The 25326-nt window shown below is 45.5% G+C and carries 30 protein-coding genes; 5 read left to right on the top strand and 25 right to left on the bottom strand.

The annotated features are described in order from the left end of the window. Positions 1 to 13: 13 nt before the first annotated feature. The 3 genes from MZO40_RS09605 to MZO40_RS09595 form a co-directional block, all read right to left on the bottom strand. On the bottom strand, positions 14 to 655 hold the full coding sequence (locus tag MZO40_RS09605) for a GNAT family N-acetyltransferase (RefSeq protein WP_050339934.1): 642 nt from the start codon (positions 653 to 655) through the stop codon (positions 14 to 16). Between the two features lie 144 nt (positions 656 to 799). Next, a complete protein-coding gene (locus MZO40_RS09600) occupies positions 800 to 1531 on the bottom strand; it encodes a hypothetical protein (protein ID WP_252133246.1) in 732 nt (243 codons plus the stop codon). Between the two features lie 390 nt (positions 1532 to 1921). Beyond that, on the bottom strand, positions 1922 to 2083 hold the full coding sequence (locus MZO40_RS09595; protein ID WP_157685989.1) for a hypothetical protein: 162 nt from the start codon (positions 2081 to 2083) through the stop codon (positions 1922 to 1924). A gap of 206 nt (positions 2084 to 2289) precedes the next feature. Between MZO40_RS09595 and mazE the strand changes: the two genes are divergently transcribed. Beyond that, positions 2290 to 2505 (top strand): type II toxin-antitoxin system PemI/MazE family antitoxin, encoded by a 216-nt coding sequence (gene mazE, locus MZO40_RS09590; protein ID WP_088770565.1) that lies wholly within the window; start codon positions 2290 to 2292, stop codon positions 2503 to 2505. A gap of 122 nt (positions 2506 to 2627) precedes the next feature. On the opposite strand, the gene MZO40_RS09585 is transcribed toward mazE, so the two are convergent. Beyond that, a complete protein-coding gene (locus MZO40_RS09585; protein WP_105960722.1) occupies positions 2628 to 3671 on the bottom strand; it encodes an AI-2E family transporter in 1044 nt (347 codons plus the stop codon). Positions 3672 to 4123: 452 nt separating this feature from the next. Between MZO40_RS09585 and MZO40_RS09580 the strand changes: the two genes are divergently transcribed. After that, positions 4124 to 5248, top strand: a complete 1125-nt coding sequence (locus tag MZO40_RS09580; RefSeq protein ID WP_105960723.1) for a vitamin B12 independent methionine synthase — start codon at positions 4124 to 4126, stop codon at positions 5246 to 5248. A 154-nt stretch (positions 5249 to 5402) separates the two neighbouring features. On the opposite strand, the gene MZO40_RS09575 is transcribed toward MZO40_RS09580, so the two are convergent. The 4 genes from MZO40_RS09575 to MZO40_RS09560 all read right to left on the bottom strand — a co-directional run bounded on the left by MZO40_RS09575 (position 5403) and on the right by MZO40_RS09560 (position 7593). Then, entirely contained in the window at positions 5403 to 5786 is a 384-nt protein-coding gene (locus tag MZO40_RS09575) for a multidrug efflux SMR transporter (protein WP_105960724.1), read from the bottom strand. A 16-nt stretch (positions 5787 to 5802) separates the two neighbouring features. Then, positions 5803 to 6111, bottom strand: a complete 309-nt coding sequence (locus tag MZO40_RS09570; RefSeq protein ID WP_252133245.1) for a multidrug efflux SMR transporter — start codon at positions 6109 to 6111, stop codon at positions 5803 to 5805. A gap of 375 nt (positions 6112 to 6486) precedes the next feature. After that, positions 6487 to 7125, bottom strand: a complete 639-nt coding sequence (locus tag MZO40_RS09565; RefSeq protein WP_105960726.1) for a hemolysin III family protein — start codon at positions 7123 to 7125, stop codon at positions 6487 to 6489. 120 nt (positions 7126 to 7245) lie between these two features. Continuing rightward, positions 7246 to 7593, bottom strand: coding sequence for a helix-turn-helix transcriptional regulator (locus MZO40_RS09560; protein ID WP_050339916.1), 348 nt, complete (start codon positions 7591 to 7593; stop codon positions 7246 to 7248). 139 nt (positions 7594 to 7732) lie between these two features. Here MZO40_RS09560 and MZO40_RS09555 point away from each other — a divergent pair, with 139 nt between their 5' ends. Together MZO40_RS09555 and MZO40_RS09550 are read left to right on the top strand one after the other, a co-directional pair. Beyond that, positions 7733 to 8620 (top strand): cation diffusion facilitator family transporter, encoded by an 888-nt coding sequence (locus MZO40_RS09555; RefSeq protein ID WP_065674889.1) that lies wholly within the window; start codon positions 7733 to 7735, stop codon positions 8618 to 8620. A 193-nt stretch (positions 8621 to 8813) separates the two neighbouring features. Beyond that, the gene (locus tag MZO40_RS09550; RefSeq protein ID WP_003639902.1) at positions 8814 to 8978 is read left to right on the top strand and encodes a hypothetical protein; all 165 of its coding nucleotides are present in this window, start codon (positions 8814 to 8816) and stop codon (positions 8976 to 8978) included. Between the two features lie 112 nt (positions 8979 to 9090). Here MZO40_RS09550 and MZO40_RS09545 read toward each other — a convergent pair whose 3' ends face one another. The 14 genes from MZO40_RS09545 to MZO40_RS09485 form a co-directional block, all read right to left on the bottom strand. Continuing rightward, complete coding sequence (locus MZO40_RS09545) at positions 9091 to 9396, bottom strand: hypothetical protein (RefSeq protein ID WP_050339918.1); 306 nt, start codon at positions 9394 to 9396, stop codon at positions 9091 to 9093. A 1252-nt stretch (positions 9397 to 10648) separates the two neighbouring features. Continuing rightward, the gene (locus MZO40_RS09540) at positions 10649 to 11182 is read right to left on the bottom strand and encodes a DNA-3-methyladenine glycosylase I (protein WP_101874133.1); all 534 of its coding nucleotides are present in this window, start codon (positions 11180 to 11182) and stop codon (positions 10649 to 10651) included. After that, a complete protein-coding gene (gene folP / locus MZO40_RS09535; RefSeq protein ID WP_105923979.1) occupies positions 11175 to 12323 on the bottom strand; it encodes a dihydropteroate synthase in 1149 nt (382 codons plus the stop codon). Before folP ends, MZO40_RS09540 begins: the two co-directional genes overlap by 8 nt. Positions 12324 to 12347: 24 nt before the next feature. Continuing rightward, the gene (locus MZO40_RS09530; protein ID WP_105961284.1) at positions 12348 to 12935 is read right to left on the bottom strand and encodes a non-canonical purine NTP pyrophosphatase; all 588 of its coding nucleotides are present in this window, start codon (positions 12933 to 12935) and stop codon (positions 12348 to 12350) included. Then, the gene (locus MZO40_RS09525; protein WP_105961285.1) at positions 12932 to 14296 is read right to left on the bottom strand and encodes a folylpolyglutamate synthase/dihydrofolate synthase family protein; all 1365 of its coding nucleotides are present in this window, start codon (positions 14294 to 14296) and stop codon (positions 12932 to 12934) included. The genes MZO40_RS09530 and MZO40_RS09525 overlap by 4 nt, the downstream gene beginning before the upstream one ends. Positions 14297 to 14304: 8 nt before the next feature. Continuing rightward, positions 14305 to 14874: a GTP cyclohydrolase I FolE gene (folE, locus tag MZO40_RS09520; RefSeq protein ID WP_003639909.1), complete on the bottom strand. Its 570-nt coding sequence runs from the start codon at positions 14872 to 14874 to the stop codon at positions 14305 to 14307. Further along, the gene (gene folK / locus MZO40_RS09515; protein WP_105961286.1) at positions 14867 to 15379 is read right to left on the bottom strand and encodes a 2-amino-4-hydroxy-6-hydroxymethyldihydropteridine diphosphokinase; all 513 of its coding nucleotides are present in this window, start codon (positions 15377 to 15379) and stop codon (positions 14867 to 14869) included. Before folK ends, folE begins: the two co-directional genes overlap by 8 nt. Beyond that, entirely contained in the window at positions 15369 to 15737 is a 369-nt protein-coding gene (gene folB / locus MZO40_RS09510; RefSeq protein ID WP_105961287.1) for a dihydroneopterin aldolase, read from the bottom strand. The genes folK and folB overlap by 11 nt, the downstream gene beginning before the upstream one ends. A gap of 534 nt (positions 15738 to 16271) precedes the next feature. Further along, positions 16272 to 16580 carry a transposase gene (locus tag MZO40_RS17605; RefSeq protein WP_157685987.1) on the bottom strand — a complete coding sequence of 103 codons (309 nt, stop codon included), beginning with the start codon at positions 16578 to 16580 and terminating at the stop codon, positions 16272 to 16274. Then, positions 16520 to 16978: a transposase gene (locus tag MZO40_RS09505; RefSeq protein WP_323128386.1), complete on the bottom strand. Its 459-nt coding sequence runs from the start codon at positions 16976 to 16978 to the stop codon at positions 16520 to 16522. Before MZO40_RS09505 ends, MZO40_RS17605 begins: the two co-directional genes overlap by 61 nt. Next, the gene (locus tag MZO40_RS09500) at positions 16978 to 17205 is read right to left on the bottom strand and encodes a transposase (RefSeq protein ID WP_088770554.1); all 228 of its coding nucleotides are present in this window, start codon (positions 17203 to 17205) and stop codon (positions 16978 to 16980) included. Before MZO40_RS09500 ends, MZO40_RS09505 begins: the two co-directional genes overlap by 1 nt. Positions 17206 to 17401: 196 nt before the next feature. Next, positions 17402 to 17923, bottom strand: a complete 522-nt coding sequence (locus tag MZO40_RS09495; protein ID WP_088770553.1) for a hypothetical protein — start codon at positions 17921 to 17923, stop codon at positions 17402 to 17404. Positions 17924 to 18006: 83 nt separating this feature from the next. Continuing rightward, positions 18007 to 20208, bottom strand: coding sequence for a glycoside hydrolase domain-containing protein (locus MZO40_RS09490; RefSeq protein ID WP_105961288.1), 2202 nt, complete (start codon positions 20206 to 20208; stop codon positions 18007 to 18009). Between the two features lie 395 nt (positions 20209 to 20603). Then, complete coding sequence (locus MZO40_RS09485; protein WP_050339924.1) at positions 20604 to 21140, bottom strand: CvpA family protein; 537 nt, start codon at positions 21138 to 21140, stop codon at positions 20604 to 20606. A 169-nt stretch (positions 21141 to 21309) separates the two neighbouring features. On the opposite strand from MZO40_RS09485, the gene MZO40_RS09480 reads away from it, so the two are divergent. Continuing rightward, entirely contained in the window at positions 21310 to 22218 is a 909-nt protein-coding gene (locus MZO40_RS09480; RefSeq protein WP_050339925.1) for a metal ABC transporter solute-binding protein, Zn/Mn family, read from the top strand. Between the two features lie 208 nt (positions 22219 to 22426). Here the strand turns inward: MZO40_RS09480 and MZO40_RS09475 are convergent, their stop codons facing one another. The 3 genes from MZO40_RS09475 to MZO40_RS09465 form a co-directional block, all read right to left on the bottom strand. Beyond that, positions 22427 to 23839, bottom strand: coding sequence for an MFS transporter (locus MZO40_RS09475; protein WP_050339926.1), 1413 nt, complete (start codon positions 23837 to 23839; stop codon positions 22427 to 22429). Between the two features lie 227 nt (positions 23840 to 24066). Further along, positions 24067 to 24327, bottom strand: a complete 261-nt coding sequence (locus MZO40_RS09470) for a DUF2187 domain-containing protein (protein WP_003639915.1) — start codon at positions 24325 to 24327, stop codon at positions 24067 to 24069. A 481-nt stretch (positions 24328 to 24808) separates the two neighbouring features. Continuing rightward, a complete protein-coding gene (locus tag MZO40_RS09465) occupies positions 24809 to 24997 on the bottom strand; it encodes a hypothetical protein (protein WP_088770550.1) in 189 nt (62 codons plus the stop codon). Between the last annotated feature and the right edge of the window lie 329 nt (positions 24998 to 25326).

Raw genomic sequence — 25326 nt, 5'->3', positions numbered from 1 at the left:
AATCATGATCAAGTTATAGCGTTGCATGGCTGATAATGTTGAAGGTTTCTTGACTAGGCTGCCAGCGTTTTGCCCACGGTTCAAATTGTTGATCGTACACTTCAACTTCAGCGGCATCGATTGCCATGACCGGACTGTCATGATAGGTCCATGACTGGCCTTTCAAGCAACCTGGCACTAGCTCTTTTACCAGCATTGCGGCCGGAAAACGGCCATCCGCCGTTGCAATCTGGTGACGCTTAGCACTCACAAATCCGCGAGCAACATAATTACTGGGCATACCGAAGATAACGATTGTATCGTAGCCGAGCTGTTTGGCAATCTTGAACGACTGGTTCAGTAACTGCTTGCCGAACCCTTGCCGCTGATATTCCGGCGCAATGCTTACAGGGCCAAACGTCAAAATAGGCTTAATATCGCCAGAGGCCGCTACTAACCGCGCCTTCGTATACATGATATTACCCATGATTTGGTCGTCAATCGTCATCACTAAGTCTAGTGCGGCAATAAAATCTGGATGCGACCGCATCACATGCACTAAGTAGTGCTCACTACAGCCCGGCTCATATAAATTCCAAAAAGCCTGACGTGTCAGTAGTTCGACTTGCTGATAATCTTTCGGTTGTTCCTGACGAATAACGATATTTTTAGCTATGTTCAATTCACTTTCCTCCACAGGTCGTTGAGTACGAACTTCCGATGAGTTGAAACGGCCGCTTGCTCGGATAGGCGCATCAAAGTTTCACGGCAGTGTGTCGCCATGGATTAATCTAGTGTTTTTTAACACGACCGAGAATGCTTATGATTGCTGATTAAGCTGGTTACTTCCGCTAATGCACAAAGTCGTTATCGGAATCAGAGCTGCCTGCAGGGATTGAACTACTTGCCGAAGTTCTGCAGCAGTCGTTACAGTACCGATAAAGACGAGTTTTGCATATGGATCTTCATAATCAACAGCATTATTGGACATGCTCTTAGCAAGTTCTGCTAACTTAGCTTGCAGCCCCTGAGCGTCAGCTGATAAATTTTCAATATCATCAATTACTAGAATTGTATTGCGATTAAATAAAATCTCTTCTAAAATTTTGAAATCATCCGTGCCAACATACCGTTCCGTAACTGGTTCCGTCACCACTTTTGACTCAGTACCAGCTGATGACGACCATTGCTGAACATTAGCGATCAGTTTCTGCTCTGCCACCAGTGTCGTCATTGTTCGCGTTGAACGCGCGAAGCCCAACTGAATCGAAACAGCCGCAATAAAGCGTTCAACGGTTGTGGATTTAGTTATCTCAATTCGGACAAAGTGTGTTGCGTAGGTTCGTTCCAGTTGGTGCAGATTACACAAAACAACCCTGGCCTTTTCGACACTAGCTGAACCAATCACCAACACTTGTTGTCCCTGTTGCAAAAAGGCTCTACGCAATGTTTTATTCAACGCTTTTTGTCCAACATCGTGACGACTCACATATCTGCTAAAGTCGAGTTCATGCATTGTTTCGAGCTTAGACCGTTCATCATTTTGCTTCATTACGCCGCTCCATTTACTTTTTACTCATTATAGCAGAATCACCCAGCTCAGCATCGAATAACAGATACGCCGTTTTTATTATCCAATTACGACTTGTTCAATCGCTCTTCAGATGAGCTGATGCCAATACAAAAAGCCGCCCAGAACCTTCTCCATAGCGCCTTTTCAATTAACGCCCAGCAGGTAGTAACCTATAATTATTTAACTTTTGACGTCACCCGCAGCGGTCGGAATTCTATACGCCCACAACTTCTCCATTATTCATAGTCAGCGTCTTCTTCATTGAGCCAATCTGCAACGTCTTGCTTAGTCCGCAATTTCTGAACTGGCAATTTGCTAACAGCATCCCGTAAATTCATTGTACTTTTTTGTTCGGCTGTCATTTGGATATCAAATGGAATTTCCTTTGTCGCAACGACCTGCTTTAAAAAAGATCGTTAAGGCATCCTGTGTTATTAAGCCTAGTTTCTGAAAGATATTTTGCGACTGTTCTGCTAATTCGGGTGAAACATTAACTTGCAATCGTTTTTGTTTCTTGACTGTTTCATTCATGAAAACAGCTCCTTTACTAAAATTATTACATTTCGTAAGCTTGCACAAATCGATGAATGGTCAACTTCGCGGATGTACGATTTCAAAGGTATTCATAAATCATATGCTCATCATCTAGTTATCACAATCGTTTTAACTACGCTGTCCGGTATTCACGTGTTATATTTGTGATACCAAGAAGATATTTACTAACAGGAGGTACTGACATGGTTGAGATAAAAACAGTTAGCCTCGGCAATTCATTGGCATTAAGTCTACCTAAAGACGGACGTTTTAAAGAAGGTCAACGCTGGTTACTCATCCCAGCCAAAGATGGGGAATCATATACACTCGTACCACGTATTGAAAATCCTTATACTGGTCCCACAAAACAGCCAATGACTGAAGCGTGGCCTGATGTTGACTGGAATGAGGTCGAATAATGACTGATTTGCCAAAGTAAAAAGACATCATATTAAAGTGTTTTAGCAGCCTCTGTCTATCAGAAAGTTAATATTGGACTACGACTAACATCCAATTGATTCTTCAGATTGATTTAAACCCATCATGATGCTGACTTGTTACTCGACGTCACCCGCCGCGGTTCAGAATTCTGCACGCCCAAAATATCTAAGAAGAACGAAACGATTGGAATCCCAATAATCAAGCCCCAAGCACCCAGTAGGCTTTCCATGATAATCAGCGTGATAAACGTAACGAAGACCGGTAAGTCGGTCCGGTCCGCCATTAGCCGTGGGTGCAAGAAATACGATTCGAAGGCGTGAATCAAGATAACCAGCACGATGATCCAAACGACCCGAATCAGGCCACCCGACGCAAATCCGAGCAAGGTGAGCGGCACCATCGAAATCAGGACGCCGGCGACTGGCACTAAGCCTAGGATAAAGACGATGATCGACAACACCATGATACTTGGCATCCCGATAATCATGAAGCCAATCGTCATCAGAATCGTATTGATCGTACAAATCACCAACTGCGTTTCAATAATCCGGCCTAAAATCATCACGAACTTATGCGTCAGATAATAAACATTAGCGAAGAACTTTTTGAACTTGGATTGTAAGAATTGGCGGCCGAATACCATCATCCGTCCCCGCGAAACGGCGAAAATAAAGCTCAAAAAAATGGCCATTAAGACATGGGTAAATCCAGTCCCCACTTCGCTTAAGCCCTTGATACCAGTTACTAGCAACGACTTACCATTTTGGATGAGCTCACTACTATGAATGGCTTGATTGACCCACTTATCTATATTCTTATTAAGTACGGGATGGTGCGTGATTGCCCGCGAAATCATATCAGGAATGACTTTTAACTGGTCAACCAAGGTCGGAGCGGCGTATGAGAGTGCCCCAATGAACAGCGCAATCACTCCAACATAGACGACGATCACAGCAATCCAGTACGGCAGATGCGTGTGCAAATTCAGCCAGCGACTGAGTTTGACCCCCAAATACGCAAAAATCGTGGTTAAGAGCACGACCGTCGCAAAGCCGCGCATTAAGTAAATGATGATGATCAACAACGCCAACGTTAAGTATAAATCGACATCGTCCCGCTTGAAAAATCGAATGATTCTATCCATAGTTTGCCCCCAATCGCATGTTACTTGCCATTATAGCATGGCACGAAGCGGACCATACTCATCCATCCCCGCTTTAAATTAAATTTGACATTTAAAATAATTACCAGTATGATAGGTGACAATAATTAAAGAACGATTAAAAGATGAGTAGTTGGCGTCGCTGTTAAGAGAGTACCGGGGTGGTGAAACGGTATCGGCACAACCAATGAAGATGGTCTGGTTCCCTAGTTCGTTCTGGTGAGTGCTCAGCGTCTGAACATGAACCAGTGCCGGTGTAACAACCGTTACCTTCGTTAGCAATTGCGCTATCATTCGGCAGTTGTCTCGAGTAGACTGGTTCGCTAGTCTAGAACTCAGGTGGTACCACGGCCCAGCGTCGTCCTGGATAATTTGATTATTCAGGACGACGCTTTTTTCGTTCCCACAACTAAATTTAAGGAGTCTGATGATTTATGACAACCACAACAACCACTTTAACCGCACCATTCCGTTTTGACGTCGTCGGCAGTTTATTACGCCCCGCTAGCTTGAAAAAAGCCCACGAACAATTAGCCGCTGGTGAAATCACTGCTGAACAAGAACTCGAAATTCAACATGCCGAAATCAAACGGATTGTTGACGAACAAGTCAAACTAGGCCTCAAAGCTGTCACTGACGGTGAATTTTCTCGTAGCTGGTGGCACTTGGACTTTCTCTGGGGCCTAACCGGTGTCGGCAAATATGACTACCACCAAAGCTACAAGTTCAAGGGCGACCATACCCGTACGGACAACGCTGAGCTCATCGGCAAAGTCGCCTACAATCCTGACCACCCCTTCTTCGATGCCTTTTCATACTTGCAATCGATCGTCCCAGAAGGCGTCTTGGCCAAACAAACGATTCCGTCACCCACGATGCTCTTCCGTGACAACCGCAGTGATAACTGGTCCAAATTCTATGACAGCTGGGACGCGTACTTAACGGATCTCGCCCAAGCTTACCATGAAACGATTCTGCATTTTTATGACCTGGGCTGTCGCTACATCCAACTCGACGATACGACTTGGGCCTTCCTAATTAGCAAGCTCAACGACCCAGATGCCGACCACGCTACCTATACTAAGTGGGCAAACGACGCGGTCACCGTGATCAATGCGGCCCTAGCTGACTTACCGGCTGATTTGACCGTCACGACGCACATCTGCCGGGGCAACTTCAAGTCCACCTACCTGTTCTCAGGTAGCTATGACGTCGTTGCACCCTACTTAGGTCAACTCAATTACGACGGCCTATTCTTGGAATACGACAATGAACGGGCCGGGGGCTTCGAAGTTCTGGACCAGATTTGGAATCACGATGCTCACAAACGGCTCGTCTTAGGGCTCGTCACTTCCAAATTCCCAGAGCTTGAAAAGACCGCCGATATTAAAGTCCGCCTCCAAGAGGCAACGACTAAGGTGCCTCTAAGTAACCTGGCGTTATCAACACAGTGTGGCTTTGCCTCAACTGAAGAAGGCAACCAACTGACTGAAGCACAACAATGGGCCAAACTCGCCTTAGTCATCGGGACGGCCAAGGAAGTCTGGTCAATCGACTAAGTACTGCGTTCAGCCCGAGCAATCAAGGTTCTCCGTCATATGCAGTCGATGGGAGCCTTATGCAGTGCCTAAACCTGAATCATTTTAAAAGACCGAGTATCAGTCGCTTGCTTTAACACACAAAGCAAGCCCGATACTCGGTCTTTTTTAATTTTTATCGATTATAACGAGTCCGCCACCGCGCTGTCCGCGATGTTGTTGGGGCCGTTTGAGGGGCCTTGAGTGGTTTGTTCAACAAAACGACCCCCATAATAATTGCCATAAATCCGAGCGTCTTCAAGCCGGTCAAGACTTCCCCAAACGCCCAAATACCAATGAGACCCGTGACGGCTGTACCAACCCCGGCCCAAATGGCATAACCAATACTGAGCGGAATCTTGCGTAGCGCTAACGAAAAGCTAAAAATCGCTAACCCGTACAGCAACATGCCTAGAATCCCAACCAAGGGGTGCTTAAATCCAGCCGATAACTTCAACAAGCTGGTCCCCACAATTTCAACGCCAATTGCAATAACTAATTGAATCCATGCACGCATCATCAATTCCCCCTTGTATTTAAATGTTCAGTAAAATCGCTCCAATCACGATCGCAAGTAAGCCGCTTAAACGCGACAAACTCAACCGTTCCCGGTAGACCACGACCGCTAACACAACGGTCGTAAACGTCCCCAGACCGGCCCACATGGCATACGTCACCCCTAACGGCAGGCGTTGCATTGCAAACGTCACGAGGACTAACGAACTAAAATACCCGACTAAAACCATTAACGTGGGTATCAAGTTCCGAAAACCGTTTGCGCGCTTTAAGAAAAAGCTCCCGAAAACTTCCATTAAAATGCCACCAAATAATAACCCGTATGCCATCTTTATCACCTCACTAAAAATTTCGCTGTCCTTCCATTCTACGGAAATTTATTTCAAAACGCAATCAAAAGGAACGCCTGGCTGATTACATTTTGATGACAAATTGAATGTGCGCCTCTGCCGCTAGCTTATCTCATCTTGTTATTAACAAACCAACTGACCGAAAAGGGCGCCTGATTTGGTGGTGAACGCAAAAAAGCCATTCGATTAGGAATGACTTTTGTTAAAGAACTTGTCTAATGTGGTTCGTATTTTCTGTAATCTAGGCAGAAATTACTGATTTTAGCTTAGCTAAAAAAAGCCCTGACCGCATCCCCCAAAAGATGCCGGTTAGGGCTTTTCATCCGCAAGCCGGCCGACCACGAATCTGATTGATTAAATATAAAAGTAAATCGAGAAAAACATCAGCGTCGTGCCAATCATGACAAATAGGTGCCAAATGACGTGAAGGTATTTGATGTGTGGAAAGCTATACAGTAATGCCCCCAAGGTAAACGCAACGCCCCCGGCAACGAGCAACCAGAAGCCAGTCACGCCTAGGTGCGTCCACAACTGGCGACCACCAGCGAGGCACATCCAGCCCATCAACACGTAAATCACAGTTTCGATTTTTTTCAACCGTCCCGGCCAGATGGCATTGACGGTAATCCCCGCAATGGCGAGCACCCAAATCGTTATTAGAATCGTCCACCCGAGCCAACCTTTGATTGCCAGCAAGCTATAAGGCGTATAGGTCCCCGCAATCAGGATATAAACGCCGCTGTGGTCGAAGATCCGAAAGACTTCGCGCGCCCGCGTGAAATACAAGCTGTGAAACAACGTCGAACAGGTATACAGCACGAACAGTGAGCACCCGTAGATGATAAACGCGGCCCATTCCAGGGATTGACCATCCGCGTAGGCTTTAAGCATCAGAAAAACAAACGCCACGATACTTAAAATAATCCCCACACCATGGGTCACTGAGTTCAAGACCTCGTTAGTTATTTGATACTGCCGCGCCGACTGTGCCATGTTGATCACCTCATATTTATTGTTGACACTAGCATACCATCACATCGTGTAAATATCAATACATCTAGTCTACTAAACTAGGTAATCTGAATTTATTTTCATAAGCACTTTGAATATTGCTTATTCATCCGCCGCTTCCTCTGCGTGTGCCGCAACTTGCTGAAAAATTCGGATAATGTGTTTATCGGCTAGTTGGTAATGGACATTGCGCCCGCTGCGAGTCCCCACAACTAACTTCAATTGTTTGAGGACCGTTAATTGGTGAGACACATTCGACTGTGTCAGCGTGAGCCCAGTTGCCAGCTCACCGACACTTAGCTTCGAAACCGCTAGTGCGTAAAGAATTCTGGCGCGAGTCGGGTCGCCTAACGCCTTAAAGATTGCGGTAATTCGGTTTAATTCATCAGTCGGTGGAATCAGTTCATTCAACCGACTGACAATCGCATCATGTTGCATTTCATTTTCCATCATAAAACTCCAATTTCTGATTGAGTTGGGCATGTAAGCGTGTTACAATACACATGAACAGACATTCATATGTCCGTTCATTCATATCTAAATTATAGCGATTAACCGCATTAAATCAACTGAGAAGTAGGTGATTCATATGACCCATAGTCATCAGATCCAACAACAAACCAGCGCTTTCAAATTAGGGGTCGCCCTCAATTCCGCCTTCATCATTTTGGAGGCCGGTTACGGTTTTGCGAGCGGATCATTGGCACTGGTCGCAGACGCCGGGCATAATTTGAGCGATGTCTTAGGACTCCTCATTTCGTGGCTCGCACTGTGGCTAGGTCAGAAAAGCGCAAATGACAAGTATACGTACGGTTACAAGAGTTCGTCGATTCTAGCGGCCCTCTTTAACGCCGTCTTCTTACTCGTCGCAATCGGGGCCATTTCGGTCGAGGCCATTCAGCGTTTGAGCAATCCAGGGCCGGTTGCGGAGTGGGACGTCATCATCGTCGCAGCGGTCGGCGTCTTCATCAATGGCTTCACCGCCCTCCTCTTCATGAAGGGTCAAAAACACGATTTGAATATCAAGGGCGCCTTCCTCCACATGGCCGCTGACGCCGGTGTCTCCGTGGGCGTGGTCATTGCTGGCTTCATCATTTTACAAACGGGCTGGTTCTGGCTTGATCCAGTCGTCTCCTTACTGATTGCAATCGTGATTCTCGTTGGGACTTGGGGGCTATTACGGGACGCGATGAATTACTCCCTAGAAGCCGTCCCCAATAACGTTGACCGCCAAGCAATCGCCGATTATTTGACGAGCCAACCCACGGTCAACCAGATTCACGATTTACACATCTGGGGCATGAGCACGACGGAAACGGCGATGACCGTACACCTCTGCCGGTCAACTTTAGCCGACAATAACGCGTTTTTGGAACAACTCAACAAGGACCTCAGCGCTCAATTCCCGTTGACCCACATCACGATTCAGATTGAACTGGGAAAGGTGGACTATGAAACCACTGATAGTTCGATTTAAGACATTATATAACGATTTTGCAACGATACCGCAACATTACCGGTATCGTTTTGTGTTTGTCACTCTTTCACGCAACGTTCGTACGTTAAATTAATACATTAACGCACATTCAAGCACAAAATGCAGCTGCCATTATATAATTTAACTATTATTTACAAATCGGGGATAACGACGCAACTGGGAGGGGACCGCAATGAGCACACTGAATCGAAGTATCGGAATCATTATCATATTGATTTTATTATGCCAATGGGTACTGGGCTATCAATTACCCGCTGCCATGACGTTCTTCTTAGGCGCTTGGCTACTTGGCTTGATAACGATGTGGTTCTTACCAGATACGCTGGCAACACGGTAACTAGCGAACGACAAGTGAACGTGAATCCAATCAAAACAGGTCTCAAAAACGGCAGATTTTGTCCACTTTTGAGGCCTGTTTTTGTTTTCCGTAATTAACTACCAAAGCTGCACTACTTTGAACGATTGTGTTGCGTGACTTGTTTAGACTGGTTCTGCTTACGCCGATGCCACCAGCTATAACCATAGCCTAACACTAACACTCCTGCCGGCAGGTCCACCGTCACGAGCTGATGGGGTGGCTGAATCATGCGATTGGTAACCACCACGGTAACAATGATTACGATGATCATAATCAGCCCACTATACTTGTTCAGCCCCCGAACAAAGGCACTCGCCGGAAACCAGAGCTGAACCCCAATCAACGTGACGAGGATAACGATACAAATTGCAATCATGAGTGGTGATTTCAATAGCATGTCGAGCTCCTCCCTTCTTATAGTAATCATAATTTATCGAATTAATTATCGCCATTAATCAAACCCCGATTAGATCATCATCACACCGGTTTTGCATATCTGAGTGTTAGTAATCATTTTATACATACACGCGTTATGCTAGTTATTCTTTAGCATTAAAGCTGATTAAATCATGCTAGTTTCTAAGTTCAAGAGCTACCAGCTGAGGGGCGCTGGAAATAGTGCGAGTTACCGTAAACATTCAGTGATAGGCTCGTCCTACGCCGACTTCCAGGCATTCTGGGCAATGGCCGTGACGTGGTGGACACAGATTTAAGCCGACAACCCACGTCTTAAATACTGGTCTTTCACGTTGCCTGCGATATGGATGAAACGTGTTCTGGTCAGACTGGAACTTCCGGTTAGCTACGCCAGAACGCCAAGCGGAAATGCACCGCTTAACGCTCTAGCTAGGCTAATCCTCAGTCCCAACCCGTCTGAACCTCACACTCTGAGAAGCACTGGGCCTTGCCCAGAATACCTTCCAGCCGGGATCCTATTCGAAAGGCGGACATGTGCGAACCCAACTTTTTGTTGAATCAATCGTTGGTTCCTGGATACAAGGTCATTTTGACATTCGACTGTCAGACTGGTTCTAACGATAGCTAAAATCTTTTATCCATGTTTTAACTTTTCGAATCAGCAGCTTCACTGAACTTATCTGAATTTTCGCTAGTTGACTGATATGGCAAAATCTTTCACTCTAAATGAAAGTAATTGTATCGAATGAATTCAAGACTAGTGTCTGTTAAATATAGTGAATCATATTTGGGCAATCTTCTCAGTACTCAAATGTCGTAAAGCATCAACGATACCAATTCAAAAGGTCTGCCTGAAAGTCCTCTCACCTATATTCAATGGTCAATTGTACCCAGATAGGTGGCCGTTCATCTGCCATTCGAGCGGGTTCCCGACTGTAGGGGCTGGCTGACAATGCTCAAGGGCGAAATTCTTCTTGTCCGGGTGGGGTCCCCGGGCTAGAAGAAGACTCGTATTTGAAATTGCGCAGTGATTTTCTGCGTGAGTTCAAATCGATGTCCGCCCTGTTCCAGCGTTGTCAGCCGGCCCCGGAAGTCGGACTAAGACGCGCATCGGCTGACGAACAGGAATCCAACCTGGCATGATTTAATCAGGATTCATGACAAATTGACTAGCACATTGCAACTACTTAACGCCAATAAAAAAAGGCCAGCATCCGCCAGCCTAATGCTTACTAATTCAATTTAATCAATCCCGCCGCCAGTAAAAACATGTGTGTGACGACTGGTCCGACGAAGGTAAAGCCGTGCCGATGTAAATCCTTGGCGACCCGGGTCCCGAGGGGTGAACGTGTTGGCAATCCTTCATCGTCATCCGGCGCCGGCATCATGAACGGCGTGTCATCGACAAATGCCCACAGATAGGTGCTAAAGTGACCATACTCCGCCTGCAATCGCTGAATCGCCCGCGCATCTTGAATGATGGCGCGTAATTTGCGCCCATTGTGCATCACTTTAGGGGTGCGCATCAAGCGTTCAAAGTCCGGTTCATCCATGGCCGCGACCGCATCTATCCGTAGTCCGGCCATCTGTTGCCGCAGAATCGGTAACTGACTCGCGGCCACCTGCCAACTGAGGCCGACTTGCAGAATACCGACGACTAATAGCTCAAATAAGACGTGATCATCGTGAGTCGGTGTTCCAAAATAGGCATCGTAATCCCGAACGCCATTGACTGTAACCTCATCAAAGTCGTCTGGACTAATCATGGTTAGCGAGCCAGTAGCCGTTCTCGATGCGCCCGAGTAGCGTAATCAATTGCTTGGTCTCAGCAACATCGTGCACCCGAATGATACGACCGCCCTTGAGCATCATGGCGGCTTCGGTGACCAAGGTCATTGGCAGCCGGTCTTCCTTCTTCAGTCCAAGCAACAGACCTAGGTAACCTTTACGCGAGATTGCGACCATCATTGGACGCCGTAAGTAATTAAATTCGTCAATATTGCGCATCATCACGTAGTCTTGTTCGCCATGTGCGACTTGGGAATAGCCAATGCCTTGGTCTAAGGCGATCCGTTCAATATCAATCCCGTGACTCGTCAGCGCAGCGAGGTTCTGTTCAAAGAAATGCCGCATACTGCTCGTCAAATCAGTGTATTCCTGTTCGCGACTACTATGCATCGTTAGTAATCCGACCTGACTATCCGCCATCAACTTCAGCTTCCGCGGATCATCCGTGAAGGCGTTGACGTCATTGATAATGCTGACACCTTCCGCCAAAACGGCTTCCATCACGTCGTATTTATAAGTATCGACTGCTAAAACGGCTTCTGGGAACCGCGCTTTGATTGCCCGAATATACGGTAACGTCCGTTCCAACTCAACTTCCGGCGTCACTTCGGTAAAGCCTGGCCGCGTCGTTTGACCATTGACTTCGATGACGTCTGCGCCTGCTTGCAGCATCGCGTCGACGTGGTTCAACACGTCGTCCTTGGTCTTGTACTGTCCGCCATCGAAGAAGGAATCAGGCGTGATGTTCATAATGCCGTAGATCATCGGCTTCTTCGTTAAGTTAAACCGGTGTTCGCCAGCCTGCCAGAACACGTCGTATTGCTTCATGATTTGGGTCAATTGGATCTGAACGGTCGCTTGGTCCGTGAAGACGGTCGACCATTGTTGGGCCAAACGCCGGCCTGCAGATTGATTCAGCAGCACCGTCAGCTGTTCGGGACTCGCCTGAACCACACCATCTAATTGCTGACAGAGTTGGGTCAAGCCTTGCTGCTGTTCACGATTATAATCACTAAAACGTAAAACTAATTGTTGGTGCCGTTGAACCTGAGCATTCAACGCCTGACTCGCAAAATCCGTTGCTTGTGCTAATGAACTGGTGATATCTTGTACTAACATCTACTCCACCGATCCTTTCAATTTTTAAAGTTTTGTGATTAGTTTTAGTGCGGCGCGTCCCCGGTGCGTCAATGGGATTCGCCATGGTGCGGGGATTTCGGCTAACGTCCGACCATAATGTGGCAGCCAAAACAACCGGTCAAAGCCTCCTGAGTATTGGCCTAACTGAAAATGTGCCAGGTAGCCCGCAACGGTCCCCTGAACGACCACGACCCGACCATCCGGCCAAGCAGCGGCTAAGGTTGCTCGCATGACGGCTTGGCGTTGCCCATCTGGAACCTGACGAAGGGCTTGTAAAATTTCCTGATTACGGTCAAAGCCACTGACCGCGACCCCTAAATCACGAGCGGTCGTGACGCCGAATTGTCTGGGCAAGGCCGGGATCTCAATGCCGCTATCATCGGCAATCACCGGAACACCAAGCTGTGAAGCACCAAAACGGGCCTTCGCGATCGCGTTATCCACGTAGCTGGTCGTCGTTTCGGCCGGAAACGTCAGGCGGTCGAATTGGTTAAAATAAGGTTGCGCGGTCACGCCGGCATAGGCCAAACAAGCCTGCAAGTCACGACTCTTCCCCGCATTATTTGACGCAATCAGCCAGTCAACGGTCATTGGCTCAACCCCTTCCAGCCAGCTTGTTGCAATTCACGAATGACGTAAAACGACCCGGTGACCAGAATCGCACTATTAGGCGTTGCTCGCTGTTGGGCTTGCGTTAACGCATCCGTGATGGTCGTTGCCGTCAAGATTTCAGGCGCCGTTGTCATCGCGTTAGCCGTCATAAACGCCGGCGTCAGCATGGCCGTCGCCGTTCGGGCTAACTGTGCTGCTGGTAAAGCGCGCTCTGGATTCGCTGGCGTATTCGTGATGACCACGTCGGCTGCGGGAAGCAGTGCTGCCAACATGTCCGTATATGCCTTGTCTTGCAAAACCCCGACGACCCAAATCAAGTGTCGCCCAGCAAGCAACGTTTGTGCACTGGAAACTAGTGCCTGCATGCCATCTGGATTATGGGCGCCATCCGCAATTATCAGCGGATCCGTCTGTAAGACCGTCGCACGACCGGGTAAGCTGACCTGCTGTAATCCCGTACGGACCGCGGCGTTTGTTAGGTTAACTTGCTGGTGCTGCAACACGGACACGACGGTCAACACAAGCTGTAGGTTCTGCAACTGATATGACGCGCCGAGTCCTAACGTCAGCTGTGTCCAGTCAAAACACTGGCTGTACGCATCGACGGTCATCTGGGTCAATGTCTGCTGCGTGATGGTCAATTGCGCGTGCTTGGCCGTAACTAACCGCACCCCTTGATTGAGCGCTTCGGTCTGTAAGACAGCCAAGGCATCGGGATGTTGGTCCGCCAAAGTGACGACCGTCGTGTGCGGCTTGATGATTTTAGACTTATTCTGGGCAATCGCCGTAATCGTTGGTCCGAGAATGGCCGTGTGGTCGAGGGCAATTTTGGTAAACACCGTCAGCTGGGGACTAGCCAGCGCATTGGTCGCATCATACAAGCCACCGAGACCGGCTTCAATCACCGCCCACTGCACGTTTTGATTGCGGAACCAGACCACACTGATCAGGAAGAACCATTCAAACACGGAGACATCGCTGGCCGCCAAGCCCATATTTTTCAGAACAGGCAAAATTTCATGATAAGTATCGATGAAGTCTGCTGGACTGATCCACGTCCCATTGAATTGCAGTTGTTCACGCGCGTCATTAATGGCGGGACTGCTAAAACGCCCGACGCGGTATCCCTGAGCTTGCAAAACACTGCTGAGCATTGCCCCAGTCGAGCCCTTGCCATTGGTCCCCGCGATATGGATAACGTGATAGTAATGGTCTGGGTGACCGAGATGCGCCATGATTCGCCGTAACAGTGGGACCCGTTGATGATTGTTCGCCAGCATGGCTTGGTTCAGCTGACCTAATAATTTCTGATAGCGTCGTTCGATCGTCGCTGCGTCCAATTAATCACCTACTTTGCGATTCGTTGTAGAAATTCCCGTTTTAACTCAATATCCGTCTTGAATTGACCGCTATAATAGCTACTTTCCGTCTGGACACCGGGCTTGCTGACACCGCGCATCTCCATGCACATATGCCGCGCTGTGATTGAAACGGCAATGCCAGCTGGGTCGAGGATGCGCTGCAATTCAGTCGCAATTGAAACGGTCAAACGTTCCTGAACGTTCGGTTGTTGGGCGCAATAATCGACGAGCCGCGGAATCTTGCTCAACCCAATTACTTGGTCATGCTGCGGCACATAGGCAACTTGAACCGTTCCGAAGAAGGGTAGTAAATGGTGTTCGCACATTGAATAGAATGGAATATCTTTAAGCAAAACCATCTCGGTTGGATTCTCAACTTTAAATAACTTGTAATTATCAAATGGTGCGGCGGTCTTAGTCGCAAATACTTCTGCATACATCCGTGCGACCCGGGCTGGCGTTTCAACCAATCCTGGCCGGTCAGGGTCTTCACCGACAGCGCTCAAAATCTCACGCACCGCGTGTTCTATCTTAGCTTTGTTCTTCTCATCAATCATCTAACTCACTCACATTTCTCACTTTTTTAATCCAACTCTGGTCCTGATTAGCCGCAATCATGCGCGCAACTTGAGGGCCCACCAACGGATCATCCGCGGCAATCTCAGCCGTTGGTAACAGTACAAAATTCCGGTTAGCTGCTTGTGCATGTGGCACCGTCAAGTCAACTGTCGCAATTCGACGCTGGCCCCAAAAGATAATGTCCATGTCAATCGTGCGTGGCCCCCAATGGACTAGCCGTTGCCGATGACCAGCCTGTTCAATGGTATGTAATTCATCTAACAACTCAGCGGGCGTCAAAGTGGTCACTAACGAGACAGATACGTTGTAAAAATTTGCCTGTTCGCGATTCCCCCACGGCTCAGTTTCGTACCAATGGGATTCCGCAATCACTGTCACTCCAGCCACCGCACGCAGACGGCTCAGCGCCTTTCGAATATTTTGAACGCGCGGGTGAATGTTAGACCCAATGCTCAGGTAGACGCGTTCTTGATTAGTCGACATGTGGCGTTCCCTCCACCTCAATCTCCACGTTATCAAAAATGCCGGGCATCGGTACACTATACTTTCGAATCTTAATATTGATGGCATCGACGGTCGGAAAACTAGCCAAAAGCGTCTCTAACAGATGGTTGGCCAACGATTCAATCAACTTGTACGAGTGCGTCGTCACAAAATCATCAACGACGTCCCGCACGGCCGCATAATTGATCGTCTCGTGCACATCGTCGTGACGGACCTTCGCTTCAATGGGATATTTGATGGCAATGTCCAATCCTAGTTGTTGGCCGTTGCGCCGCTCCTCAGGAAGCACACCGTTAAACGTGTGAAACCGTAAGTTGTTAATACGAATCATGCCCATAAGTATCCCAACCTCTTTCTTGCTCATTTTTACTTATAATCATAGCATGAAGCACCGGCAATGTGATAGTAATCGGCCAAATAACCCCCAAAAACTCATAATCGTTCGGAAACCGTAAAAATGGTTTGACGACTATACTACTGTGGCTGTCTCTGACTTTCAATATTCCACTAAAAAAAGACGTTTACGGCTTCGAATCCGACCACGTCTTTGAGCTACAATCAACTAATTTATTTTAAGCACCAGAAACGGAAAACGAGATCTGAATGAGTATTTTACTCACTCAAATCTCGTTTTTTGAGGCTGAACCAATCAAAGCTAGAAACTGCGACTCATATTGAGCGCCATTTCGTTAATTTCGGCGGACTACGCCTCGGATGAACAAAAAAATTAAAAACAATCCGTTAGACTACGGCTATAAAACTCGTATTTGGCTAACGTTTCTCAGTAAAAGTTGTCAAAAACGTTGTTACTACTGAGTTTTAAAATGAATTTTCGGGCATGCTTGACGAGTACTGCTGGAATTTGAAACAGTCACAAACGCAATGTTGTGCTTTGGAAATCACGTTTTGCCGGTGGTAAAACGGATTGCTTAAAAACTTGAACGATATTGTAAGCTAGTGCGCTGAATAACATACAGAATGTATTAGCTAGGTAGACATGGCTATTAATTTTATCCAGATAAAAGCCTAGTTTAGTCTCTTTGATGTTATTTTCGACACTGCCCCGTTTGTCGTAGGCCGCAAATAAATCAGCTGCTTTAGTACTTGTCAGATTAGCGACTACTGACTCGTAGTCATAAATAAACTGCCGCCATTTCGTGTGTCCTGAGCGGCGACCCAATAAGGCTTCAACCAAGTTTCTACTTGATAATCTAGTTCAAAGATTTGCGTTTCAGCCATTGAAAAATCAGTGTTATCGTCATAAGTAACTTGGTGTTGAACTAAGTCGGTTAATCGCGAATTGTGTTTTAATTTGACTAAAAACTGACAGCCGGTTTCTTCACATAAGTCATATATGGCGGGACGCTGTCTGACTGCTAGCAAGATGCCAGTTATACTATCAAAAATTAAGATGGGATGAAAGCCATCAATTCCATAATGAGCATTATAACCAGCTGCTTCTTGTTTACCATAAGTATCGGCCTGCGTTGAATCGATGTCCAAAATCAAGATTTGCTGGTTACGACGTTTGAACATGGTATCCGCTAAACGTAGTAATAGTCGGTTGTGAACCCAGATTATTGGTATTTAAAATTAATTCCATTGCTTGATCGTGTTGTAGTGTGTTGGCAAAATTTACGCTTATTACTGAAGTGGATAAGCTCATTCACAGTCTCATCAAAATGCAATTTGTGTAAGAATTCAGTGATGAGTGTCATTCCACCATCGACCGTTAACCGGCCACCTCGGTTATTAATACGAATTTTGGGATTGCTGATTAAATTGGTTTTATGTAAGATTGTCATTGGAAACTCTCCTTGTTGTTTTGTTGTGGTGACTTCACAATAACATAAGTGGAGTTTCTTTTTTGTTTTTTTACCAAAATAGGTAAAAAAACAAAAAGGCCTGGGATTCCTTATCGCTGAAGCGATGAGCAAATCTCAGGCCTTCTCTGTGAATAAATCTGGTTTGTTCAACTTCAGAACTTCAGAATGGTTTGATTTAAGAAAAAATATTAAATAAAATATTAAATAAAATATCATGAAATTCAGAGTTGAAAATTGCTGGTAGTAAAAATAAAAGAGTCAAAGTTATCGTACATATTGTTCGAAATGTCATTAATTTTATAAAGGATTTATGTGGTAGCGTCCCAAATTCTTCTTTTTCTGCTCTTGACCAGTACTTATATTCATAGTAAGGAGTGACAACCCCGATAAAAATATATGATGCCGATGCAATGGCAAGTAAAAAAAGTGAGACAGTCTCAAACTTAAACGCAAATAAAATAATTCCGATCCACATTACTATTAGTCCCAGCGTACTAAAAAGTATACTTATTTTTAACTGTCGTCTATATTCTCTAATTGGGTTAGTTATCAGTATCTTACGGATTAGTTGTTTAGATTTTGAATTTTGTGATGTGTAAGTAAATACCTTTGGTGTAAAGAGTGCAAAGAGCAAGCTCAGAATGAAAATTGCCAAAAACATAATCCATACAAAAAATAAAAATTGTGTTGTGTCCATATTATTTACCAGTCCTCATTTTAATATAAAAAACGATCGGATGGCTCCAATCGTTTCGTCTAACTATATAGTATTTTCCATTATTACGCAGCAGCTAAGGCAATTAACCCTGGGATGATCGACGGTAAAAATGTGGCTGTCATTATTAAACCAGTTATTGCGAGGGCAACAACTGCAGCAGTACCAACACGCAGTAACACAGTTGTGATTTCAGGTGCATTTGCTTTTGCATCGTCCACTGAGGTGTTGTGTTCATCCGCTTGTACAGCGGTGACCCAAGCTGGTAAAGGACTGATAATTGAATGGAACTCTGCTACCAAAGTAACTTCATACTCTATCTCGTAGGTTTTACCATTTGTTGATTCATGTTCAAATGTAGAATCGACCTTAAATGTGATAGATGTACCGGTTGCTTTAACAGACATACCAGACTTGATGTCACCATCCTTTATTACTGAAGCTATTCCATCCAATGAAGCGGTCACCGTTGTATCAGTAAATCCAGCTGTGTTTTCAGCAATGATTTGCGAGATTTCATCATCTAATGTGAAATTAACGGAACCATCATTAACATTATAATTAATTGAAGTGTCACCATCGTCATCACTAATACTGCCTTCCAGGTCAACTGTTAAAGATAGATCCACAGCAGGAGTTTCAACTTTGTAAGTTTTACTGGTTGCTTCAATGGTTATATCTTTTACGAATGAAAAAATACTATCAGTTTCACTCAGGCTTTGAACAATTTCATTTATTTTAGCTAAATCATCGCTACCTCCAACACTGCTACCAGCTGAAAAATCATCAACAGCTGTCGAACGACTACTGTTAGAGGCTACCTTATCGATGTAGAAATCGTCAAAAGTGACTTCATTGAACTGATCGAAAGACCATTCGCTTGGCATTGGGAAACCGAGATTGCCAGAAAATCCAGTAGACATATCGGAAACGAACGCTTTGTCGGCCAACCCATCCGTAATAATCGTGTTGGCAACATTTCGGGTAGCGTAAATACCGACTTTAAAACCGAAACTATTGATCCCGTTGGCAACACCTGTAAAGTATGGTTCGACCGTGCCTGCTATGTCACCATCCTGAATATCGACGTCCACAGCGAAGTAGATAATCGTATCATCCGGAAAGCCTAATTGCATAGCGGCTAAACCAGCTTTACGGCCATCACTGCTACCCTTGGTTTGGGTAAAGTAATCTTCATCATCGGATGCGCCATCTTGATAGATTGGGAAGATCTTTAGACCAGCATTAGTTAGAATACTGATTTCACTGGTGGTTAAATTTTTATCAACTTCACTACTCCCAGTACCAGCAGTACCAGTTAGGTAACGACCAACATATTTGTAACCAGCGGAGCTGAGTGCCGCAGCCTCATTCGCATCTATTTGATGCGAGGTGTCGCAAGCCACAGCGTCGCGATCAGGATTGCCAGCGGAAGTTAAGAGACTCATGAAGACATCTAAACCTGCCGATGCGCCAGATGTTTCTGGAAGGGCCATATCACTCTCAAAAGTTGCTACTGAACTTGATACGTCTAAAGTATAGCTGCCGTCAAAATCACCCGTATACGCTTGGTTATTTACATAAAGGCCCCATTGCAATATACGGACAAAATTATTATCATCACCAGTTGAAACAGTTGGAGTCAACTCTTGGGTCATTGGCCCATAAGTTCCTGATGCGGTATCCGTATCAAGTCCTTCTTCGGCCTGTAAAGCATAAATCAAAGCGGTATTTGTGTCACGCTGGTATACGCCATCACAAGGGAGAATGCCAGTATAAGCCAGATAGTCATGATTTAATTGTTGCTGCATCGTACGGATTTTTTCATAGCCATCAGCTACTAAGGTGAATGCACTCATATTGAGCAGCGCGGCCATGAACTGTGAGTCCAGAGTCCCGGAAGTATCACTCAATCCGGCGTATTCTTTCATCGTTGTGACGGCAGAAGCAGTATCGCTAGTAAACTTCCCATCAAAAGCGGCGGGATCGATACCCTTACACCAAAAACCACCTTGGATGATGTATGCAATATTACCTGAGTAACCAGGTACAATATCGTCAGCAATTTCATCAAAAAGCTTAGCAGTTGTGGGACCAAAGTTATCTACTAAATCAGTAATACCAAGTTCATGTTGTAAGCCACGGGTTAGACCATAAATTGTGTCCCAACCGGTAAGCCCATTTTCAGGAACGCTACCAAAACCATCAACATCGCCATAAGTGGAATTTAACCATTGTTGCGTGTCTAATACTAATTGATCAGCCATAACATTTACCTCCGTAAAAGTATTTTGACATACTTTTATTATGAGCTGCTTTATGCAATAAACAAGTGATGGTATAAAATATACAAAAAAAGTCTTTAAATGTTCACATTCTTAGAAACCCACCTTTGGAATTTCTTAAACCGATTTTTTTAAAACTGGTACTAAGGAGACTTATATTAGTTAAGAATATAATGACTTAACATTTTATATTACTGTTGTGTACTTAAAAAGATATGATAGGCCTGGAAGCCGGCGTAGGACGACACACGACTGCAAATTTACGCTAACTCGCACTGTTTCCAGCGGGTCTCAGCTGGCCGCACTTGAACTTGGAAATAACATGTTTTAATCGTAATTCATGACAAATTAACTAGCGTAATACGTGCTCTCGACGCTTATGAATCAGATGTCGTTGTTCCGTCGTCGAAATTGACTAGATGACTTAGATACTGACTCGTCAGTCCCGGCGTTTGTTTGACAATATATGTCGCTAACGGTGAGTTGTTCATCTGTGTTTGGATAAAATCAGTCTTGACCAAGTTAGCCAGGGACAGAACGACGAAAATAACCAGGTACGTAATCACAAACGCGACCGCACCACCGGCAACACTGTTCACTTGTTTGATGACTGGTAGCCAGGTAATGCTGCGTGAGACGCGCCCAAGTAACCGAATCACGGACCACCCCAGCGAAATCAACACGAAGAAGGCAATCAGATTAATAATTAGGGTACTCATGGCTGAACCCTCAATCAAATTCAAGCCAGTCAGTAAATTACTGATTGCTGCACCCACTGGTTGATAGAGCAACCTTGCAAACAGCAAGACCACGACAGTCCCAATCAGGTGCAACATTTCAATCACGAATCCGCGGTGGAAGCCTCGGAAAATGGCACTGACTAATAATAGTAAAATCACGATCGTAAATATCATCTCAACCCCCACTTTCCGTATTCTAAGTACGCCTATTTTACCAGCTTTCATTAGTTATTTACCACTTTCAAACTAGGCTAAAGTTTATCTTAAACACTTGACGCACCAAGCTTCTTTCTGTAAAGTGAACAGTAATGGTTACGATTTAAAGAGAATGGGGTAACAAGACATGATTAAGCGACGTAGATGGCTGTTTTTGGTCCTGCTATTAGGCATCGGTAGCTTATTAGCAGGCTGCCAAAGCACCACCACATCAAGTCAAACGAGCAATAATAAAATCAATATTCTGACTAGTCTCGATTTTTATGGTCAAACGGCCAAGGCGGTTGCGGGCAAGTATGGTAAAGTCACGGCTATCATCGACCGTCCCAGTGTCGATCCCCATGACTACGAGCCAACCGTCAATACGGCCAAACAAGCCAGTAGCGCGCAGCTCATCATCTATAACGGCCTCGGCTACGATGACTGGATGGAAAAGTTAACCGTCAACAAGCAAGCCGGCGCCCGCGTCATCAACGTCGGCACCTCGGTTGCCAAGAAGGCGGACGGCGCCAACGAACACGTTTGGTACGATCCTACGACGATGCCCAAGTTAGCCACCAGAATTGCGGCGGACCTGTCGAAGATTCAGCCGCAACACAAGCGTTACTTTTACCAGCAAGCCCGAAAATATCAGGCTAGCACTCGGGCCATTACAACCAAAATCAAGCAACTGAAACAGCAAGCTAAGGGTCAGCGCGTCGCAGTCAGTGAACCCGTCTTCGATTATTCACTCAAGGCAATGGGTTATCACATCACGAACAATCATTTTGCCCGGGCCATCGAGGAAGGCACCGACCCGTCCCCGAAGGATATTCAGCAAATGCAACAGGCCATCAAGCACCACCGCATCGCCTTCTTTGTTGAAAACACCCAAAGTGACAGTAACCTAGTCACGAACATGGTCAAATTAGCTAAACAATACGACGTTCCAGTCCTCAAAGTGACTGAAACTCTGCCAGCCAACCAGACGTATGAAAGCTGGATGCTCAGCCAATACAACCAGTTGGCAAAGATTCAGAAAGCCGCGAAGAAATAAGTGGTTAAATAATAAGGCCATCAATCCCAGGAGATGAGATTGATGGCCTTATTTTGGTTGTGACGCAAATGACATGAACCATTTTTGATCACAACCTGTTGTTTAGTTTTGAAAATCTGAGCAGACTCTGAACAATCGACTATTGCCAGATTTGGCTATATGAACAAAGCGCGTCTACGCCCTCAGCTAAGCACCACTAGCAACCGCATCAAGCCTGTTTCCGCCCATCACGCAACAATAACGCGAGAACTAGCCCAACGATTTCGATTCCGAGCATCATCCAAAAGACGGTGTGGTACCCGGTTAAATTAGCAGCTAACGTCGAGGCGCCAGCTTGCTTTTGGGCTAGGGTCACGTTAGAGAGGACCAAGGTCGCAACTGCGACACCAGCTGAACCCAGAATCTGTCTAACCGTCGTAATAACGGCCGTTCCGTGTGAAATCAGCTCGTCTGGCAATGAGTTGGCACCGAGGGTAACCGCTGGCATCATGACAAAGGCATTGCCACCTTCAATCAAGGCTGCCAACAGAATCATCGTGAGCAAGTTGAGCTTGGCATTGACCAACGCTAAAATCAGCCAGCCCAAGACGATCATCGCCATTCCCAATAACATAATTTGCTTATAACCGATCTTTTCAGCGAGTTTCCCTGTCAACGGGTTCAAGATACTGAGGAGCACCGCACCAGGAACCAGTGACATCCCTGAAACGAACGGTGAAACTTTCAGAACACCTTGATAGTACAGTGGGAAGATAATCGTGACCACGATCAGGGCAACATACGAAATTGCAGTCAGAAAAATGGCTAAGTCGTAGTTAAACGTCTTTAAAACCCGTAACTCCAGTAATGGGGTTTCCAAATGGAATTGCCGATACGTGAAGTAGGCCACTGCCAGGATGGAAATAATCAATAAAATCCATGCATAGGTCCAGTTCACGCCAGCCTTACCAATTTCATTAACCACGTACAAAATCCCAGCAAAACCAAGTAACGTGACGATTGAAATCAGGTCTAATTTCGATGGCTTATTCACCATCACATCCTTGATCGTCGCAAAACTAATTAAAATCAGTAATGTCGCAACGGTAATGAAGACCATAAATAGGCCGTGCCAATCGGTAAACTTCAGGACGACCCCTGAAATGATGGGCCCTGAGGCGAGCGCTGACCCCATGACTAGCCCAGCGACCCCCATAGTACTACCACGCTTCTCTTCTGGCGTAATCGTGAGTAAAATCGATTGATATGACGGAAATAGCACACCGACAGCGGCCGCTTTGATCAACCGCCCAATCATCATGACACCAAAACTGGGTGCAAAGTAAATAATTATGGAACCGGCATCAAATAGGACCAGCACCGCTAAGAATAATTTCTTAAAACCAATATTATTGAGTAACCATGGACTAATGGGCATCATGACGACCATCGTCAACATAAAGCCCGTCGTCAGCCATTGAACCGTCGACGCTGAAATGCCGAAATCACGCATAAACGTCGGGTAGACGGTCGATAGTGATGATTGACTGATTGACATCGTCCAAGTCCCCAACAGTAATGTGAAGATGAACCAGAACCGCCGCCGTCCGGTTAACGTTGTGTTTTGACCAGTTGTCTGCATCAAAAACTCCTCCTTCTTACTTTAGAACTATTATCAAGTACTAATATCTATTGTACCATTCTCAACCCCGTTGTACAGGTGATTCGCGAAATCAAAAACAAAAAAAGTTTGCCAGGCCAAATAAAACAACGTGCACAATTAATAAGTGTTGTTTACCAACTCGCAAATTTGGGTCCAAAATAAAAACCCTGTCCATTATCTGGACAAGGTTCCATTAATCATCTCTTTTATTCAGCCAACATCGCAGGGCTAACAGCTTGTAATTCCTTAGCTTCCCCTGCAGTTGGTTTCGCAATCTTCATTTTCTTAAGCGCAATCACCGCACGATATTGTAATTCCGAGACGTTGATATCATCACGGACATCGTAATGTGTAATGGTGACAAAGGCGGAGTTCTCATAAATCTTTTCAACTTTAGCATAAAAATCATAATCGGTATTGCCGTTTTTCTGGCACTTAACCCGATCCCCCACAGTAATCTGAGCCATAACTATCACTCCACTTCGTAAAATATGCTAATAACATAGCATGTAATTGGAAGAATAACAATTATTGCTCCCGAATTTACAAGATTTTTACATGGTTGCGACAGTTACCGTCCAAATTAAATGACCTTAGTCCTGTGTCAGTAATTGATCTAACCAGATACGTACGCCAAACTATTCGTAGACGATGTTTATTTTCATCAGTCAACGAGCGATACTTTAATATTTTCCAGTAACGCCATAACAATAGCTGTCGCAGTCATGACGAGTCAGTTAAAAGACGTACGGTCCTAAATGATGACTAACTGCTTCACAGCAACCGGTACTTAAACCGTCTATCAAACACTTCACTCGTGATTAGTGCATCGACAATCGCCGTTTAAGGTCGCATTAAATCATCTTACTAGCAGTTACTGCAGACACTCGCTCTAAATCAGTCATCAATTCAGAATCCGCTCAACAGTCATATGCACATAACACTAGGTCATTCTAACCCAACTAGCTTTCTTTGTTCATAGACTGCTGCCAGCGAGATATAGTTATCAACAAAATGAATGTCTGCTTCCGTCCCTTCCCGATACAACGCGGCAAAACTACCATATTTCCCAAAAATATCGAATGCTTTCTGCTTGTCCTCATTTAGTTTTTTCAAATCTATTTTATGTGCGTCCATTAATCTGGCATCTCCTTTAACGGATAGCTGTTTCAGCGGTGAAAGTGTTATATTTTGGCGCTTCATTAAGTGCAGTTGATAGAATCTTTATGAAGTCTCAACTTGAACACACGCAGAAGACGACCGTGCAATTTCAAATTTTACACCCCATTGTAACGTTCGACAGTCTTTAAGGCAAATTTTCGTTTTATCTTTGACCGGTACTTCGAGACACAAAAAAAGGAACCGAATTAACGATTCCTTAGGTTGCATGGCAACGTCCTACCCTCGCAGGGAGCGATCCCCCAACTACTCTCGGCGCTAAGAAGCTTAACTTCTGTGTTCGACAT

Source organism: Lactiplantibacillus sp. B652, assembly GCF_023806745.1.
Classification (GTDB): domain Bacteria; phylum Bacillota; class Bacilli; order Lactobacillales; family Lactobacillaceae; genus Lactiplantibacillus; species Lactiplantibacillus pentosus.
Note: the sequence above shows the minus strand (reverse complement) of the source record. Positions and strands in the feature narration are given on the sequence as shown.